The sequence below is a fragment of the Enterobacter cloacae complex sp. 397G4 genome (genome assembly GCF_050031515.1).
Taxonomy (GTDB): domain Bacteria; phylum Pseudomonadota; class Gammaproteobacteria; order Enterobacterales; family Enterobacteriaceae; genus Enterobacter; species Enterobacter hormaechei_C.
Window position 1 is genome coordinate 4,327,906 of record NZ_JBLGWE010000001.1, and the last position, 15,586, is coordinate 4,343,491.

At 54.8% G+C, this 15,586-nt stretch carries 20 protein-coding genes; 9 read left to right on the forward strand and 11 right to left on the reverse strand.

The genetic code is table 11. The features are described from left to right. Window positions 1-29: 29 nt before the first annotated feature. The 4 genes from cgtA to rplU all read right to left on the reverse strand — a co-directional run bounded on the left by cgtA (window position 30) and on the right by rplU (window position 2,870). The gene (gene cgtA, locus ACQG1Y_RS20835; RefSeq protein WP_006812124.1) at window positions 30-1,205 is read right to left on the reverse strand and encodes an Obg family GTPase CgtA; all 1,176 of its coding nucleotides are present in this window, start codon (window positions 1,203-1,205) and stop codon (window positions 30-32) included. A 15-nt stretch (window positions 1,206-1,220) separates the two neighbouring features. Further along, window positions 1,221-2,186 (reverse strand): DMT family transporter, encoded by a 966-nt coding sequence (locus tag ACQG1Y_RS20840; protein WP_015571979.1) that lies wholly within the window; start codon window positions 2,184-2,186, stop codon window positions 1,221-1,223. Window positions 2,187-2,281: 95 nt separating this feature from the next. Continuing rightward, window positions 2,282-2,539, reverse strand: a complete 258-nt coding sequence (gene rpmA / locus ACQG1Y_RS20845; RefSeq protein ID WP_003861831.1) for a 50S ribosomal protein L27 — start codon at window positions 2,537-2,539, stop codon at window positions 2,282-2,284. Window positions 2,540-2,558: 19 nt separating this feature from the next. Continuing rightward, window positions 2,559-2,870, reverse strand: a complete 312-nt coding sequence (gene rplU, locus ACQG1Y_RS20850; RefSeq protein WP_003025032.1) for a 50S ribosomal protein L21 — start codon at window positions 2,868-2,870, stop codon at window positions 2,559-2,561. 257 nt (window positions 2,871-3,127) lie between these two features. On the opposite strand from rplU, the gene ispB reads away from it, so the two are divergent. Next, window positions 3,128-4,099, forward strand: a complete 972-nt coding sequence (gene ispB, locus ACQG1Y_RS20855) for an octaprenyl diphosphate synthase (RefSeq protein WP_006812126.1) — start codon at window positions 3,128-3,130, stop codon at window positions 4,097-4,099. Window positions 4,100-4,328: 229 nt separating this feature from the next. Beyond that, window positions 4,329-4,616 carry a DNA-binding transcriptional regulator SfsB gene (sfsB, locus tag ACQG1Y_RS20860; RefSeq protein WP_020480545.1) on the forward strand — a complete coding sequence of 96 codons (288 nt, stop codon included), beginning with the start codon at window positions 4,329-4,331 and terminating at the stop codon, window positions 4,614-4,616. A 63-nt stretch (window positions 4,617-4,679) separates the two neighbouring features. Here the strand turns inward: sfsB and murA are convergent, their stop codons facing one another. From murA to mlaF, 7 genes are all read right to left on the reverse strand, one after another. Beyond that, complete coding sequence (gene murA / locus ACQG1Y_RS20865) at window positions 4,680-5,939, reverse strand: UDP-N-acetylglucosamine 1-carboxyvinyltransferase (RefSeq protein ID WP_006812128.1); 1,260 nt, start codon at window positions 5,937-5,939, stop codon at window positions 4,680-4,682. A gap of 50 nt (window positions 5,940-5,989) precedes the next feature. Next, window positions 5,990-6,244, reverse strand: coding sequence for a BolA family iron metabolism protein IbaG (gene ibaG / locus ACQG1Y_RS20870; protein ID WP_003861840.1), 255 nt, complete (start codon window positions 6,242-6,244; stop codon window positions 5,990-5,992). 126 nt (window positions 6,245-6,370) lie between these two features. Then, window positions 6,371-6,664, reverse strand: coding sequence for a lipid asymmetry maintenance protein MlaB (gene mlaB / locus ACQG1Y_RS20875; protein WP_368740828.1), 294 nt, complete (start codon window positions 6,662-6,664; stop codon window positions 6,371-6,373). Beyond that, complete coding sequence (gene mlaC / locus ACQG1Y_RS20880; RefSeq protein ID WP_141414478.1) at window positions 6,664-7,299, reverse strand: phospholipid-binding protein MlaC; 636 nt, start codon at window positions 7,297-7,299, stop codon at window positions 6,664-6,666. The genes mlaB and mlaC overlap by 1 nt, the downstream gene beginning before the upstream one ends. Before the next feature lie 18 nt (window positions 7,300-7,317). Beyond that, window positions 7,318-7,866 (reverse strand): outer membrane lipid asymmetry maintenance protein MlaD, encoded by a 549-nt coding sequence (gene mlaD, locus ACQG1Y_RS20885; RefSeq protein WP_006812131.1) that lies wholly within the window; start codon window positions 7,864-7,866, stop codon window positions 7,318-7,320. A gap of 4 nt (window positions 7,867-7,870) precedes the next feature. Beyond that, window positions 7,871-8,653: a lipid asymmetry maintenance ABC transporter permease subunit MlaE gene (gene mlaE / locus ACQG1Y_RS20890; RefSeq protein WP_003861848.1), complete on the reverse strand. Its 783-nt coding sequence runs from the start codon at window positions 8,651-8,653 to the stop codon at window positions 7,871-7,873. 7 nt (window positions 8,654-8,660) lie between these two features. After that, complete coding sequence (mlaF, locus tag ACQG1Y_RS20895; RefSeq protein ID WP_017382730.1) at window positions 8,661-9,473, reverse strand: phospholipid ABC transporter ATP-binding protein MlaF; 813 nt, start codon at window positions 9,471-9,473, stop codon at window positions 8,661-8,663. Window positions 9,474-9,700: 227 nt separating this feature from the next. On the opposite strand from mlaF, the gene ACQG1Y_RS20900 reads away from it, so the two are divergent. The 7 genes from ACQG1Y_RS20900 to rpoN are packed head-to-tail and all read left to right on the forward strand — an operon-like array spanning window position 9,701 to window position 15,567. Next, complete coding sequence (locus ACQG1Y_RS20900) at window positions 9,701-10,678, forward strand: calcium/sodium antiporter (RefSeq protein ID WP_003861852.1); 978 nt, start codon at window positions 9,701-9,703, stop codon at window positions 10,676-10,678. A gap of 13 nt (window positions 10,679-10,691) precedes the next feature. After that, window positions 10,692-11,678 (forward strand): arabinose-5-phosphate isomerase KdsD, encoded by a 987-nt coding sequence (gene kdsD, locus ACQG1Y_RS20905; protein WP_003861853.1) that lies wholly within the window; start codon window positions 10,692-10,694, stop codon window positions 11,676-11,678. Window positions 11,679-11,692: 14 nt separating this feature from the next. After that, window positions 11,693-12,259 (forward strand): 3-deoxy-manno-octulosonate-8-phosphatase KdsC, encoded by a 567-nt coding sequence (gene kdsC / locus ACQG1Y_RS20910; protein WP_017693909.1) that lies wholly within the window; start codon window positions 11,693-11,695, stop codon window positions 12,257-12,259. Continuing rightward, window positions 12,256-12,831 (forward strand): LPS export ABC transporter periplasmic protein LptC, encoded by a 576-nt coding sequence (gene lptC, locus ACQG1Y_RS20915; RefSeq protein WP_015571983.1) that lies wholly within the window; start codon window positions 12,256-12,258, stop codon window positions 12,829-12,831. The genes kdsC and lptC overlap by 4 nt, the downstream gene beginning before the upstream one ends. Then, complete coding sequence (gene lptA / locus ACQG1Y_RS20920; RefSeq protein WP_006812136.1) at window positions 12,800-13,354, forward strand: lipopolysaccharide ABC transporter substrate-binding protein LptA; 555 nt, start codon at window positions 12,800-12,802, stop codon at window positions 13,352-13,354. Before lptC ends, lptA begins: the two co-directional genes overlap by 32 nt. A 6-nt stretch (window positions 13,355-13,360) precedes the next feature. Next, the gene (gene lptB, locus ACQG1Y_RS20925) at window positions 13,361-14,086 is read left to right on the forward strand and encodes an LPS export ABC transporter ATP-binding protein (protein ID WP_003861862.1); all 726 of its coding nucleotides are present in this window, start codon (window positions 13,361-13,363) and stop codon (window positions 14,084-14,086) included. Window positions 14,087-14,133: 47 nt separating this feature from the next. Continuing rightward, a complete protein-coding gene (gene rpoN, locus ACQG1Y_RS20930) occupies window positions 14,134-15,567 on the forward strand; it encodes an RNA polymerase factor sigma-54 (RefSeq protein WP_003861864.1) in 1,434 nt (477 codons plus the stop codon). The last annotated feature ends 19 nt before the right edge of the window (window positions 15,568-15,586 follow it).

Genomic DNA, 15,586 nt, shown 5'->3' on the forward strand with positions numbered 1-15,586 from the left:
AAAGCCCCGTTAAGGGGCTTTATACAGGGTTAGTGCTTGTAGATGAACTCGACGCCTTCTTCGTCGTCTTCATCCCAGTCATCGTCCCAGTCTTCATCATCTTCTTCCGCTTCCAGCTCTTCGAGCTGCTGGCGGTGGTAGTCATCCCACATGAATTCGACTTTTTCAGGCTGTTTCGCCTCTTCTGCCTGAACAACCGGATTCTCGATGATAAAGGTCATCACATCCCAGCAGAGATCTTTCACGCCAACCTGGCTGGCGGCAGAGATCAGATAGTACTTATCTTCCCAACCCATCGCGTCGGCAATCGCTTTAGCTTTCGCTTCAGCTTCCGCTTTATCCATCAGGTCGATCTTGTTAAATACCAGCCAGCGCGGTTTTTGCGCCAGTTTTTCACTGTATTTCTCCAGCTCGCCGATAATAATACGGGCGTTTTCAACCGGATCGGAACCGTCGATTGGATCGATGTCGATGAGGTGCAACAGTACGCGACAACGCTCAAGGTGCTTCAGGAAGCGAATACCCAGACCGGCGCCTTCTGCTGCCCCTTCAATCAGACCCGGGATGTCAGCGACCACAAAGCTCTTCTCGTTATCCATACGGACAACGCCCAGGCTCGGCACCAGCGTCGTAAACGGATAATCCGCTACTTTGGGTTTCGCCGCAGAGACCGCACGGATAAACGTCGATTTACCGGCGTTTGGCATACCCAGCATCCCCACATCCGCCAGCAGCATCAGTTCCAGTTGCAGGTCGCGCTTATCACCCGGGGTACCCATGGTTTTCTGACGCGGGGTACGGTTAACGGAAGATTTGAAACGGCTGTTACCCAGACCATGCCAGCCGCCTTTCGCCACCATCAGGCGCTGACCGTGTTTGGTCATATCACCCATGGTTTCGCCCGTGCCCTGATCGATGACACGCGTACCCACCGGCACTTTGATCGTCACGTCTTTACCGCGTTTACCGGTACAGTCGCGGCTCTGGCCGTTCTGGCCACGCTCGGCGCGGAAAGATTTTTCGAAACGGTAGTCGATCAGCGTGTTGAGGTTTTCATCCGCCTCCAGCCACACGTCGCCACCGTCCCCACCGTCACCGCCGTCAGGACCGCCACGAGGAATATATTTTTCACGGCGGAAGCTTACACAACCGTTACCGCCATCACCTGCCACGACCAGAATCGTCGCTTCATCAACAAACTTCATTTTACTCTCCGTAACTCATTCGCCTGAGCGGGGGACTATTACAACCGCTTCATTTTTGCGCCAACGCCCCCAGAGACGATGACCAATGGCGGAATACATCGCGCCCGCAACCACGACAAACGCACCGAGATAACCCAACAGGTTGAGCATCGGCTTGACGAAGACATCGGGCCAGGCCATTGATAACAAATCTGAAAATAACAGCGTAAACAGCGGGGTAAGCGTGATTAAGGCGCTCACCTGTGCTGCCTGCCAGCGCGCCATGGCTTCAGCCAGAGCGCCATAACCGACCAGCGTATTCAGCCCACAAAAAATGAGGCACGCCAGTTGCCAGTCGCTGAGCTGGGTAATTACGCCCGGCTTCGCTAAAGGCAATAATGCCAGTGTACACAAAGTGTACAGCAAAAAGAGGATCTGCTGTGAGGCAAGACGGCGCAATAACACCTTTTGCGCGACGCCATAACTCACCCAGACCGTTGCTGCACCCACCCCAAAAATGACACCCCAGGTGTAATCCGTCAGGCGGGTAAAAATCTCAATCAGGCTGGTGTTAAAGAACATCACCAGCCCGCAAAGCAGCATGCTTGCCCCGATGATCTGCGTGCCGCGCATCTTCTCCTTGAGGATGAATACGCTGGCGACCATCATGCCGACCGGTGAAAGCTGACCAATCACCTGCGACGCTGTAGGGCTAAGATATTGCAGGGAAGAGCTGAACAGAATGAAGTTACCGAACAGACCGCCCGTCGCGATAGCCAGTAACACCAGCCAACGCGGTTTTCGGAAGATGCGCAGCGGTGGCAGCTTACCTTTGACGGCCAGAATGGCGCCCAGGCCTATGCTTGCCATCAGGAAGCGATAAAACACCACCGTCGGTGGCTCCATGACTTCCAGTACCTGCTTCATTGCAATTGGCAGCGCACCCCAGCACATTGCGGTAGTGAGCGCCAAAAGAATACCCATGCCGGCCTGCTGCTTCATGCCCGTTTTCCCTACAGAAAATTTTCCGGGTTTCCAATGTAAAAAGCCCCGCAACACGTTGCGGGGCTTTAATCCGTTACCGGACCGAGAAAACCTTACTCAGCAACGATGCTGATGTATTTACGGTTGTTCGGGCCTTTAACTTCAAATTTCACTTTACCGTCTGCTTTAGCAAACAGAGTGTGGTCACGACCGCAACCTACGTTGGTACCCGCGTGGAACTTGGTGCCACGCTGACGAACGATGATGCTACCCGCCAGAACGGATTCGCCACCGAAACGCTTAACGCCCAGGCGTTTAGCTTCTGAATCGCGACCGTTACGTGTGGAGCCGCCAGCCTTTTTATGTGCCATTTAAATCTCTCCTCAGGTCTTAGGCGCTGATGCCAGTAATTTTCACATCAGTGAACCACTGACGGTGGCCCTGCTGCTTACGATAGTGTTTACGACGACGAAACTTAACGATTTTAACTTTCTCGCCACGACCGTGAGCAACAACTTCAGCTTTGATAACGCCGCCATCAACGAAAGGAACGCCGATTTTGACTTCTTCACCGTTTGCGATCATCAGAACTTCAGCGAACTCAACAGATTCGCCAGTTGCGATGTCCAGCTTTTCCAGGCGAACGGTCTGACCTTCGCTTACTCGGTGTTGTTTACCACCACTTTGGAAAACCGCGTACATATAAACTCCGCTTCCGCGCACATCCTCGTATGATTCAGAGTGCGCTATAAATATTCACAATAGGGCGCGAATATTACGCAAAACGCGAGCCTTTGACAAGTGCTACCATCAATACATGAAGAAAAAAAACACAACACGTACGGTAACGTTTATCTGAGCCGTTTTTTCAGTACAATCAGCAATACTATTTATAAACCGAAACCCTTTGTGTACCCATCTCGTGTGGGATAAACAGGATAAAAAGCCCGGCTTTTGCGATGAATTTAGAAAAAATCAATGAGTTAACCGCGCAAGATATGGCGGGTGTGAATGCAGCAATCCTGGAGCAACTCAACTCTGACGTTCAGCTGATCAATCAGTTGGGCTATTACATCGTCAGCGGCGGCGGTAAACGTATTCGTCCGATGATTGCCATTCTGGCCGCACGCGCGGTTGGCTATCAGGGAAATGCCCACGTCACGATCGCGGCGCTGATCGAATTTATCCACACCGCCACCCTGCTTCACGACGATGTTGTGGATGAATCAGACATGCGTCGTGGTAAAGCCACCGCCAACGCCGCGTTTGGTAATGCGGCAAGCGTTCTGGTAGGCGATTTTATCTATACCCGCGCCTTCCAGATGATGACCAGCCTTGGCTCGCTGAAGGTGCTGGAAGTGATGTCAGAAGCCGTGAACGTTATCGCTGAAGGTGAAGTCCTACAGCTGATGAACGTCAACGACCCGGACATCACCGAAGAAAACTATATGCGGGTGATTTACAGCAAGACCGCACGTCTGTTCGAAGCCGCCGCGCAATGCTCCGGCATTCTGGCAGGCTGTAGCGAAGCTCAGGAAAAGGGCCTTCAGGACTATGGCCGTTACCTCGGCACCGCGTTCCAGCTGATTGATGATTTGCTGGACTACAGCGCGGATGGCGAAACGCTCGGTAAAAACGTCGGCGATGACCTGAACGAAGGCAAGCCAACGCTGCCGCTGCTCCACGCGATGCGCAATGGCACACCAGAGCAGGCGAAAATGATCCGGGAGGCTATCGAGCAGGGAAATGGACGCCATCTTCTGGAACCGGTACTGGAAACAATGGCTATCTGCGGCTCCCTGGAATGGACGCGTCAGCGCGCTGAAGAAGAAGCGGACAAAGCCATCGCCGCCATTCAGGTCATTCCCGACAGCCCATGGCGTGATGCGCTAATCGGCCTCGCGCACATCGCCGTCCAGCGCGACCGATAATCCCCTCCTCATCTCCCTGCTCCCACGCAGGGAGATTCCAGTACACACCAATAAATTACATTTCCGCGTAAGCCCATCGGGTTACAGGCCGCATGTATAAAGCCGTGCCTTATTCTGAATATTGCTTCTCGTAACATGAACTTTTTAGAACACATGTTCGAAGTGAGTATAGTAATGCTGTCTTTTCACACGAAACGACGTGGACGATAACGAACACAAGGACAGCATTATGGATACAAAATTCATCGACTGGCATTCTGCTGACATTATTGCGGCACTGCGTAAAAAAGGAACATCGCTGGCTGCCGAATCACGTCGTCATGGGCTAAGCTCGTCGACGCTGGCAAACGCCCTGACCCGCCCATGGCCGAAGGGGGAACTGATTATCGCGACGGCGCTGGATACGCATCCGTGGGTGATATGGCCGTCACGCTACCACGATCCTATTACCCATGAATTTATCGACAGAACGCGCATGATGCGCCAGGGCAAAACGAAGAAAGCACATCAGGACTGATGCACCAGGATTGACAGGAACAGCAATCCCCCGGCCTGTTATGGCAGGGGGGTGCCGGAACGATTACTCGCCCTTCACACGCTCGATATTTGCACCCAGCGCGCGCAGTTTGTCCTCAATACGCTCGTATCCACGATCGATGTGGTAGATACGATCGACAACGGTAGTCCCTTCCGCAATACAACCTGCCAATACGAGGCTCGCAGACGCGCGCAGATCGGTCGCCATCACCTGCGCACCGGACAGTTTTTCAACGCCGTGGCAAATTACCGTGTTGCTTTCAATCTCAGCATGCGCACCCATACGGATCAGTTCCGGTACGTGCATGAAACGGTTTTCGAAGATAGTTTCCGTGATGAAGCCCGTGCCTTCGGCCACCAGGTTCAACAGCGTGAACTGTGCCTGCATATCCGTCGGGAATGCCGGATGTGGCGCAGTACGCACGTTAACGGCTTTAGGACGCTGCCCGTGCATATCGAGGCTGATCCAGTCTTCACCGATTTCGATATCCGCACCCGCATCGCGCAGTTTCGCCAGCACCGCATCCAGGGTATCCGGCTGGGCGTTACGGCAGACAATCTTACCGCCAGAAATGGCCGCGGCCACCAGGAAAGTACCGGTTTCGATACGGTCTGGCAGTACGCGATACACACCACCACCCAGACGTTCAACGCCTTCGATGGTGATACGGTCTGTGCCCTGCCCGCTGATCTTCGCCCCCAGCGCGACCAGGAAGTTCGCGGTATCCACGATCTCCGGCTCACGGGCGGCGTTTTCGATGATGGTAGTGCCTTCTGCCAGCGTAGCAGCCGACATGATGGTGACCGTTGCGCCCACGCTCACTTTGTCCATGACAATGTGCGCGCCTTTCAGACGACCATTGACGGACGCTTTAACGTAACCCTCTTCCAGCTTGATCTCCGCGCCGAGTTTTTCCAGGCCGAAGATATGCAGGTCAACGGGACGCGCGCCGATAGCGCATCCGCCCGGCAGTGAAACCTGTCCCTGACCGAAACGCGCCACCAGCGGACCAAGCGCCCAGATGGAAGCACGCATGGTTTTCACCAGCTCATACGGCGCTGAGAAGTTGTTCACGTTGCTGGCATCGATCCAGACGGAACCGTTACGCTCCACTTTGGTGCCCAACTGGCCGAGCAACTTCATGGTCGTGTCGATATCTTTCAGCTTCGGTACGTTCTGGATCTCTACCGGCTCTTCTGCGAGCAGCGCAGCGAAAAGAATGGGCAGCGCGGCGTTTTTAGCGCCAGAAATTGTGACTTCGCCCTGGAGACGCGTGGGTCCCTGTACACGAAATTTATCCATCGTTTGCTCTCTTATAAATTCAACCGTGCTGCGGGCGTTTCGCCCTCAGCTCAAAAACCGTTTAGTTTGCGATCGCGTGCCCACTCCTGTGGGGTGAACGCTTTAATCGACAGGGCGTGGATGCGGTTATCCGCAATGTATTCCATCAGCGGCGCGTACACAGCCTGCTGTTTCTTCACGCGACTCATTCCGTCGAACATCTCACCCACAGCAATAACCTGGAAGTGACTGCCATCGCCAGAGACGTGGGCTTCCTGAAGGGAGAGTGCATTCATCAGCACAGTCTGGATTTCATTATTTTCCATGGGGTCTACATCATCTGATAGTGAAAACAAGCTCAACATCTTAGAGCAAAGTGGCGCGGTCTTAAACAAGCAAAAAGCCCCGACGCGTAAACTGTCGGGGCTTTAAGAAGTAACGTACTGAAAAAATTAGCGAGGTAATACGTCTTCGGGCAAATTGTAAAGCTGTGCAAGGGTAATCACGTTATCGCTTACCCCCGTCAGGGTAACGCTGCTCCCCTGCTTTTTGCCCGTGGCCACCAGGTGCGCCAGCAGGGCGATACAGGCGGTATCTACCCGCGTAACGCCATGGAGATCAATCAGCGTCACGCCCTGCATCGCGTTATGGCGAGCGTCCCACAGCGGGTTAAGCAGATCCTGATCCAGCTCTCCCGTCAGCGTCAACGTCTCGCCGTCACGCGCCCAGCTAAGCTGCTGTGACATTACTTCTTCTCGTCCAGGGTAATTTTCTGACGAGAGATGGACTGAAGCTGAGCCGTCAGGCCATCGATGCCTTTAGTGCGCAGCAGATCGCTCCACTCGTTCTGTTTAGTGGTGATCATGCTGACGCCTTCAGCGATCATGTCGTACGCCTGCCAGTTTCCGGTCTGGCTGTTTTTACGCCACTGGAAGTCCAGACGAACCGGTGGACGACCGTTTGGATCGATAATCGTCACGCGAATAGGAATGATAGTGGCATCGCCCAGCGGCTGTTCAGGGGCAATCTGATAGGTCTGCCCGTGGTACATCGCCAGCGCCTGGCCGTAAGCCTGTTTCAGGTATTCACGGAACGCCGCAAAGTAAGCCTCGCGCTGTGCAGGGGTCGCGTCTTTGTAGTAACGGCCCAGCACCAGTGCGCCCGCATACTTGATCTGCACATACGGCAGCAGTTCCTGATCCACCACATCACGCAGATAATCAGGGTTAGAACGGATTTTTGGCTGTTCGTTTTTAAGACGGTCGAAGGTTTTCTTCGCGGCCTCATCCATCAGTCTGTACGGGTTACTCTGATCCGCAGCGTGCGCCGCGGTAAGAGGGGCAATGACCAGCATGGCAACCATTAACAGTCGTTTAAACATGAATGACTTCTCCTGAAATTAATTCGTCGCGCCTGGCGTCGGTTCGACGTTGGTGTGGTCTTCACTCTGCGCAGGGGCATCGTCAGACTTTTTATCATCCCCTTTACTGTTGTAAAGGAACTGACCAATCATATCTTCCAGCACCATCGCTGACTTGGTATCCTGGATTACGCTACCGTCTTTAAGGATAGTCGTTCCCAGCTCAGGATCTTCAAAACCAACGTTAAGGGCCAGATATTGCTCCCCCAGCAGGCCAGAGGTGCGGATAGAAAGCGAGCTGGTGTCCGGAATGTGGTTATAGCGCTCTTCGATATCCATCGCGACGCGCGGCAGATAGGTTTTCTCATCAAGCGTAATGTCAGCGACACGTCCGATAACGACGCCACCAATACGCACCGGTGAGCGCGCTTTCAGGCCGCCGATGTTATCGAAAGTCGCGTAGACACGATACGTCGGCTCGGCGCGAACAGAGGTGATGTCCGCCGCTCGCAGGCAGATGAACAGCGCGGCCAGCAGCGCCAGAAGCAGAAACACGCCAACCCAAATTTCATTTTTTCTCGTTTGCATGAACTCAATTCCCAAACATCAGTGCGGTGAGCACAAAATCCAGACCTAAAACGGCCAGCGACGAATGTACGACAGTACGCGTCGTTGCACGGCTAATGCCCGCCGACGTCGGAATGGCATCGTAACCATTAAACAACGCAATCCAGGTAACCGTCACAGCGAAAACCACGCTCTTGATCAGACAGTTCACCAGATCCATCCGCAGGTCGATGGCGTCCTGCATGGCAGACCAGAAGAATCCGGCATCAATGCCTTTCCAGTTAACGCCAACCAGCGCGCCTCCCCAGATACCTACCGCCACAAAGAGGATAGTCAGTAACGGCAAGGAGATAACCCCGGCCCAGAAGCGCGGCGAGATTACCCGGCGCAGCGGATCGACTGCCATCATCTCCATACTGGAGAGCTGCTCGGTGGCGCGCATCAGGCCAATTTCCGCCGTCAACGCTGACCCGGCACGCCCGGCGAACAGCAGCGCGGCAACCACCGGCCCGAGTTCACGCAGCAGCGAGAGCGCCACCAGCATGCCAAGGCTGGTTTCCGCGCTGTAGGTTGTCAGCACCAGATACCCCTGCAACCCCAGCACCATGCCAATAAACAGACCCGACACGATGATGATAAGCATCGACAGCACGCCGACGTTATAAAGCTGCCGCACCAGTAACGGCGCATGCTTGCGGAACTCCGGTTTGCCGACCAGCGCGTTGAACAACATTAATCCGGCACGCCCGAACGTACTGATGGTTTTCAGGCCACGGTGTCCAAGACCCGCCAACGCATTTAACAGCATGAGTGGCTTAACTCCCTATTCCGAGTAAATCGTCATGATAGTCGCCCGCCGGATAGCGGAAAGGCACCGGCCCATCTGCGATACCGTCCAGGAACTGCCGCACGCGCGGATCGCCATTCTCCTGCAACGCCTGCGCGCTGCCGTGGGCGACGATCTTTTTGTCAGCCACAATATAGGCGTAATCAGCGATACTCAGCACTTCCGGCACGTCGTGGGAAACCACCACGCAGGTGACGCCAAGGGCGCTGTTCAGCTCCGAAATTAACTTCACCAGCACGCCCATGGTGATGGGGTCCTGCCCGACGAACGGTTCATCGAACATGATTAAATCGGGTTCCAGGGCAATAGCACGCGCCAGCGCGGCGCGGCGCGCCATCCCACCCGAGAGTTCGGACGGCATGAGTTTCGCAGCCCCCCGCAGCCCCACGGCTTCAAGCTTCATCATCACCGTACTGTGCAACAGCTCAGGAGGAAGATGGGTGTGCTCACGCAACGGATAGGCCACGTTGTCAAAAACGTTCATATCCGTGAACAGCGCGCCCGACTGAAAGAGCATGCTCATCCGTTTGCGAACCGTGTAGAGGCGCGAGCGAGACATCGCCGGGACATTTTCGCCGTCGAAGAGAATTTCGCCGCTGTCAGGGGGGATTTGCCCGCCGATAAGACGCAGCAACGTGGTTTTACCGATCCCTGACGGCCCCATGATGGCGGTGATTTTACCGCGCGGCACGGTCAGCGAAATATCATCAAATATTAACCGGTTGCCGCGCGAAAAACTGACGCCCCGGACATCGACTATATTCGCCATCGTTTGGCTCATTTATGGTTCCTTACTTACCTTGCTTCACGGCTGGCATGAAGCGTAAATCAGCCCTAAACCCCGCATTTTTACAGAATATTCACTATTGGGGTTAGCGAAAGCTGGCATTTGTTTTACTTTTCCGGCGCATAAAGTCAAAATTAGGAATTCGTTACGTCTCAGACTTCATCTGGCGCCAACATTCGTGCGCAGTGGACCAGCGAGTATACCTGAAGAAAGGACTTTTGATGCTTTTAGCAACAGCACTGTTAATAATTGGTTTACTGTTGGTGGTCTACAGTGCTGACCGTTTGGTCTTTGCCGCATCCATTCTCTGTCGACTCATTGGCATGCCGCCCATCATTATCGGCATGACGGTGGTCAGTGTAGGCACATCGCTTCCTGAAATCATCGTTTCTGTTTCAGCCTCGCTGCATGGGCAGGTCGACCTCGCTATCGGCACCGCGATTGGCTCTAACATCGTCAATATCTTACTGATTTTAGGCTTAGCCGCATTACTGCATCCATTTCGCGTGCATTCTGATGTTTTGCGCCGGGAATTGCCGTTAATGTTAGTCGTCAGTCTGCTGGCAGGCTACGTACTTTATGACGGGGTGCTGAGCGTCGGTGACGGTATATTCCTGCTCGCCCTGGCCGTGATCTGGTTGCTTTACAGCGTGAAGATCGCACGTCTGGCGGAAAAACAGGGTAACGATAGCCTCACGCGTGAGCATCTCGCCGAGCTGCCCCGGGAAGGGACCTTACCCGTCGCCCTGCTGTGGTTGGGCGTCGCGCTAATCATCATGCCAATGGCCACGCGGATGGTGGTCGATAACGCGACGGTGCTGGCGAACGCGTTTGCGATGAGCGAACTGACAATCGGTCTGACGGTAATCGCCATCGGCACCAGCCTGCCAGAACTGGCCACCGCCATCGCCGGGGCGCGTAAAGGGGAAGATGATATCGCCATCGGCAATATCATTGGCTCGAATATTTTCAATATCGCGATCGTGACGGGGCTGCCGGCGCTAATCTCGCCGGGGCCGTTTAACCCTATGGTTTTCACGCGCGATTACGGTGTGATGCTGCTGGTCAGCGTGATTTTCGCCCTGCTCTGCTGGCGGCGAAAAGAGCAGATCGGCAAAGGCGCAGGCGCGCTGCTGACGGGTGGATTTATCGTATGGCTGGCGATGCTGTACTGGCTTTCGCCTCTTCTCTCTGGGTAAACGGAAACGCATTATGTCGCAAATAGAATTGCAGCCGGGTTTTGACTTTCAGAAAGCAGGCAAAGACGTTCTGGAGATTGAACGTGAAGGTCTGGCGCAGTTAGATCAGTACATTAATCAGGATTTTAGTCTGGCCTGTGAGAAGATGTTCTACTGTGCCGGCAAAGTCGTGGTGATGGGGATGGGCAAATCCGGCCATATCGGACGCAAAATGGCGGCGACCTTTGCCAGTACCGGCACGTCGTCATTCTTCGTTCATCCCGGTGAAGCCGCGCACGGTGACCTCGGCATGGTTACGCCGCAGGACGTGGTTATTGCTCTGTCCAACTCCGGGGAATCGAATGAAATCCTGGCGTTGATCCCGGTGCTGAAGCGTCTGCACGTACCGCTGATTTGCATGACCAGCCGACCGGAAAGCAGCATGGCGCGTGCGGCGGATATTCACCTGTGCGTGAAGGTGCCTAAAGAAGCCTGTCCGCTGGGGCTGGCGCCGACCTCCAGCACAACCGCCGCGCTGGTGATGGGCGATGCCCTTGCCGTTGCGCTGCTGGAAGCCCGCGGTTTTACGCCTGAAGATTTCGCCCTGTCTCACCCCGGCGGCGCGCTCGGGCGCAAACTGCTGCTGCGGGTTAACGATATTATGCACACCGGGGATGAGATCCCGCACGTGAGCAAAGAGGCCTCTTTGCGCGACGCGTTACTGGAGATCACCCGTAAAAACCTGGGCATGACGGTTATCTGCGACGATCTGATGAAGATTCAGGGCATTTTCACCGACGGCGACCTGCGCCGGGTATTCGATATGGGTGTGGATGTCCGAACGCTGGGCATTGCTGATGTGATGACGCCAGGCGGGATCCGCGTCCGTCCGGGCACGCTGGCGGTAGATGTGCTGAACCTGATGCAGTCCCGTCATATTACCTCAGTGATGGTTGCCGATGGCGACCAACTGCTGGGTGTGGTACATATGCATGATCTGCTGCGCGCTGGCGTAGTGTAATGAAGGATAAGACAATGAGTAATGCGGGTGCATCCCTTGCAACCTGTTATGGCCCGGTGAGCGCCCACATGATGGCAAAGGCGGAAAATATCCGCCTGTTGATCCTCGATGTGGATGGTGTGCTCTCCGACGGTCTGATTTATATGGGCAATAACGGCGAAGAGCTGAAAGCCTTTAACGTTCGCGACGGTTACGGTATCCGCTGTGCGCTCACGTCCGGAATTGAAGTTGCAATCATCACCGGGCGGAAAGCTAAACTGGTAGAAGATCGGTGTGAAACGCTGGGCATTACCCATCTCTATCAGGGGCAGTCTGATAAGATGGTAGCTTTCCGGGATCTGCTGGGAAAACTGGCCATTGCACCAGAGAATGTGGCATACGTCGGGGATGATTTGATCGACTGGCCAGTGATGGCGGAGGTGGGTCTGAGCATCGCCGTGGCTGACGCGCACCCGCTGCTGATCCCGCGTGCTGATTACGTTACCCATATTCACGGTGGCCGCGGCGCCGTCCGTGAAGTCTGCGATCTGCTTCTGCTGTCGCAGGGCAAGCTTGATGAGGCGAAAGGGCAATCGATATGAGTAAAACCAGACGTTGGGTTATCATTCTGCTTGCGCTTGTCGCCCTGGTACTGATTGGCGTCAACCTCGCTGACCGCGATGATACGCAAGCGGAAGTGGTTAACACGAGCGACCCGACCTATAAAAGCGATCACAGCGACACCGTGGTCTATAGCCCGGAAGGCGCGCTGAACTATCGCCTCGTTGCTCAGCATGTAGAATATTTTTCAGATGACGGTACCTCGTGGTTTACCCAACCGGTCATGACCACCTTTGATACGGACAAAGTGCCGACGTGGTCTATCAAGTCTGACCGGGCAAAACTGACAAATGACCGTATGCTTTACCTGTATGGTCACGTTGAAGTTAACGCCCTGACCGCTGACGCGCAACTGCGAAAAATTACGACGGATAACGCCCAGATCAACCTGGTCACCCAGGATGTCACGTCGCAGGATCTAGTCACCCTGTATGGCACAACATTTAATTCCAGCGGTTTAAGAATGCGCGGGAACTTACGCAGCAAAAACGCCGAGCTGATTGAAAAGGTTAGAACCTCCTATGAAATTCAAAACAAACAAACTCAGCCTTAAAGTTGTTATCGCCAGCGCGCTGCTGGCGGCCAGTCTTCCCGCGCTTGCTGTGACTGGCGACACCGAACAGCCGATTCATATTGAATCCGATACCCAGTCTCTGGATATGCAGGGTAACGTCGTCACCTTTACCGGCAACGTCGTCATGACCCAGGGCACCATTAAAATCAACGCCGACAAAGTGGTCGTTACCCGTCCGGGCGGCGAGCAGGGCAAAGAGATTATCGATGGTTATGGCAACCCGGCCACCTTCTACCAGATGCAGGACAACGGCAAGCCGGTGAAAGGCCATGCCTCGCATATGCATTATGAACTGGCGAAGGATCTGGTCATCCTGACCGGTAATGCTTACCTGGAACAGCTGGACAGCAATATCAAAGGCGACAAGATCACCTATCTGGTGAAAGAGCAGAAAATGCAGGCCTCCAGTGAAAAAGGCAAACGCGTCACGACCGTGCTTGTGCCTTCGCAGTTGCAGGACAAGAACAACGGTCAGGCTCCGGCACAGAAAAAGAGTAACTAATTCGTTATGGCAACTTTAACTGCAAAAAACCTCGCGAAAGCGTATAAGGGCCGCCGCGTCGTCGAAGATGTCAGTCTGACCGTCAACTCCGGCGAAATCGTGGGTTTGCTTGGCCCTAACGGGGCGGGTAAAACCACGACCTTCTACATGGTGGTGGGCATCGTCCCGCGTGACGCCGGCAACATCATCATCGATGATGAAGATATCAGCCTGCTGCCGCTTCATGCCCGCGCGCGTCGTGGCATCGGCTATCTGCCGCAGGAAGCGTCTATCTTCCGCCGCTTAAGCGTGTTCGACAACCTGATGGCCGTGCTCCAGATCCGTGACGATCTGACCAGCGAGCAGCGCACTGACCGTGCGAACGAGCTGATGGAAGAGTTTCATATCGAACATCTGCGTGACAGCCTCGGCCAGGCGCTGTCCGGTGGTGAACGCCGCCGCGTTGAGATTGCGCGCGCGCTGGCAGCAAACCCAAAATTCATCCTGCTGGATGAACCGTTTGCGGGCGTTGACCCCATCTCCGTTATCGATATCAAACGTATCATTGAGCACCTGCGCGACAGCGGGCTTGGCGTACTGATCACGGACCACAACGTTCGTGAAACGCTGGCCGTGTGTGAGCGCGCCTACATAGTGAGCCAGGGCCATCTGATTGCCCACGGTACGCCGCAGCAAATCCTCGAAGATGAGCATGTTAAGCGCGTGTACCTTGGGGAAGACTTCAGACTCTGATAGGGTAGAGGTTAAGTTACGCCGAACCGGAGAAAAACGCTCTGAACATGAAGCAAGGTTTGCAATTACGGCTCAGCCAGCAACTGGCCATGACGCCGCAGCTACAGCAGGCAATCCGTCTGTTGCAGCTGTCCACGTTAGAACTCCAGCAGGAGCTCCAGCAGGCGCTGGACAGCAATCCGCTGCTGGAGCAAACCGATCTTCATGACGAGGTAGACGCCCAGCAGACGCAGGACACAGAAACGCTCGATTCCGTAGATGCGCTCGAACAGAAAGAGATGCCGGACGAACTGCCGCTGGATGCCAGCTGGGACGAAATCTACACCGCGGGTACCCCTTCCGGGACGCGCGCAGACTACCAGGACGATGAACTCCCGGTCTACCAGGGCGAAACCACCCAGTCGCTACAGGACTACCTGATGTGGCAGGTAGAGCTGACCCCTTTCTCCGATACCGATCGCGCCATTGCCACCTCGATTGTCGATGCCGTTGACGACACGGGCTATTTGACCGTGACGCTGGACGAGATTCTGGAAAGCATCGGCGATGACGAGATTGAACTGGAAGAGATTGAAGCCGTCCTGAAACGCGTTCAGCGTTTCGACCCGATTGGCGTCGCCGCGAAAGATCTGCGCGACTGCCTTCTGATCCAGCTTTCGCAGTTTGCCAAAGAGACACCGTGGATTGACGAAGCCCGGCTCATCATCAGCGATCATCTGGATCTGCTGGCGAATCACGACTTCCGCACCCTGATGCGCGTCACACGCCTGAAAGAAGAGGTGCTGAAGGAAGCGGTGAATCTGATCCAGTCGCTCGATCCGCGTCCGGGGCAGTCGATCCAGACCAGCGAACCGGAATATGTCATTCCTGATGTGCTGGTGAGAAAGCACAATGGCCGCTGGGTCGTTGAACTGAACGCCGACAGCATTCCTCGCCTGCAAATCAACCAGCAATACGCCTCCATGTGCACCAGCGCCCGTAACGATGCTGATAATCAATACATTCGCAGCAACCTTCAGGAAGCACGCTGGTTGATCAAGAGTCTGGAGAGCCGTAATGACACGCTGCTGCGCGTCAGCCGCTGTATTGTCGAACAGCAGCAGGCGTTCTTTGAGCAGGGCGAAGAGTTTATGAAACCGATGGTGCTGGCGGACATCGCCCAGGCCGTCGAGATGCATGAATCAACCATTTCCCGCGTGACCACGCAGAAGTATCTGCACAGCCCACGCGGTATTTTTGAGCTTAAGTATTTCTTCTCCAGCCACGTGAACACCGAAGGCGGCGGCGAAGCCTCGTCAACGGCTATTCGCGCCCTGGTGAAGAAGTTGATCGCCGCGGAGAACCCCGCGAAGCCACTCAGTGACAGTAAGTTAACCACCATGCTGTCCGATCAGGGTATTATGGTGGCACGTCGTACTGTCGCGAAGTATCGAGAGTCTTTATCCATTCCGCCGTCTAACCAGCGTAAACAACTGGTTTGACACAACCGATAAGGAAGAC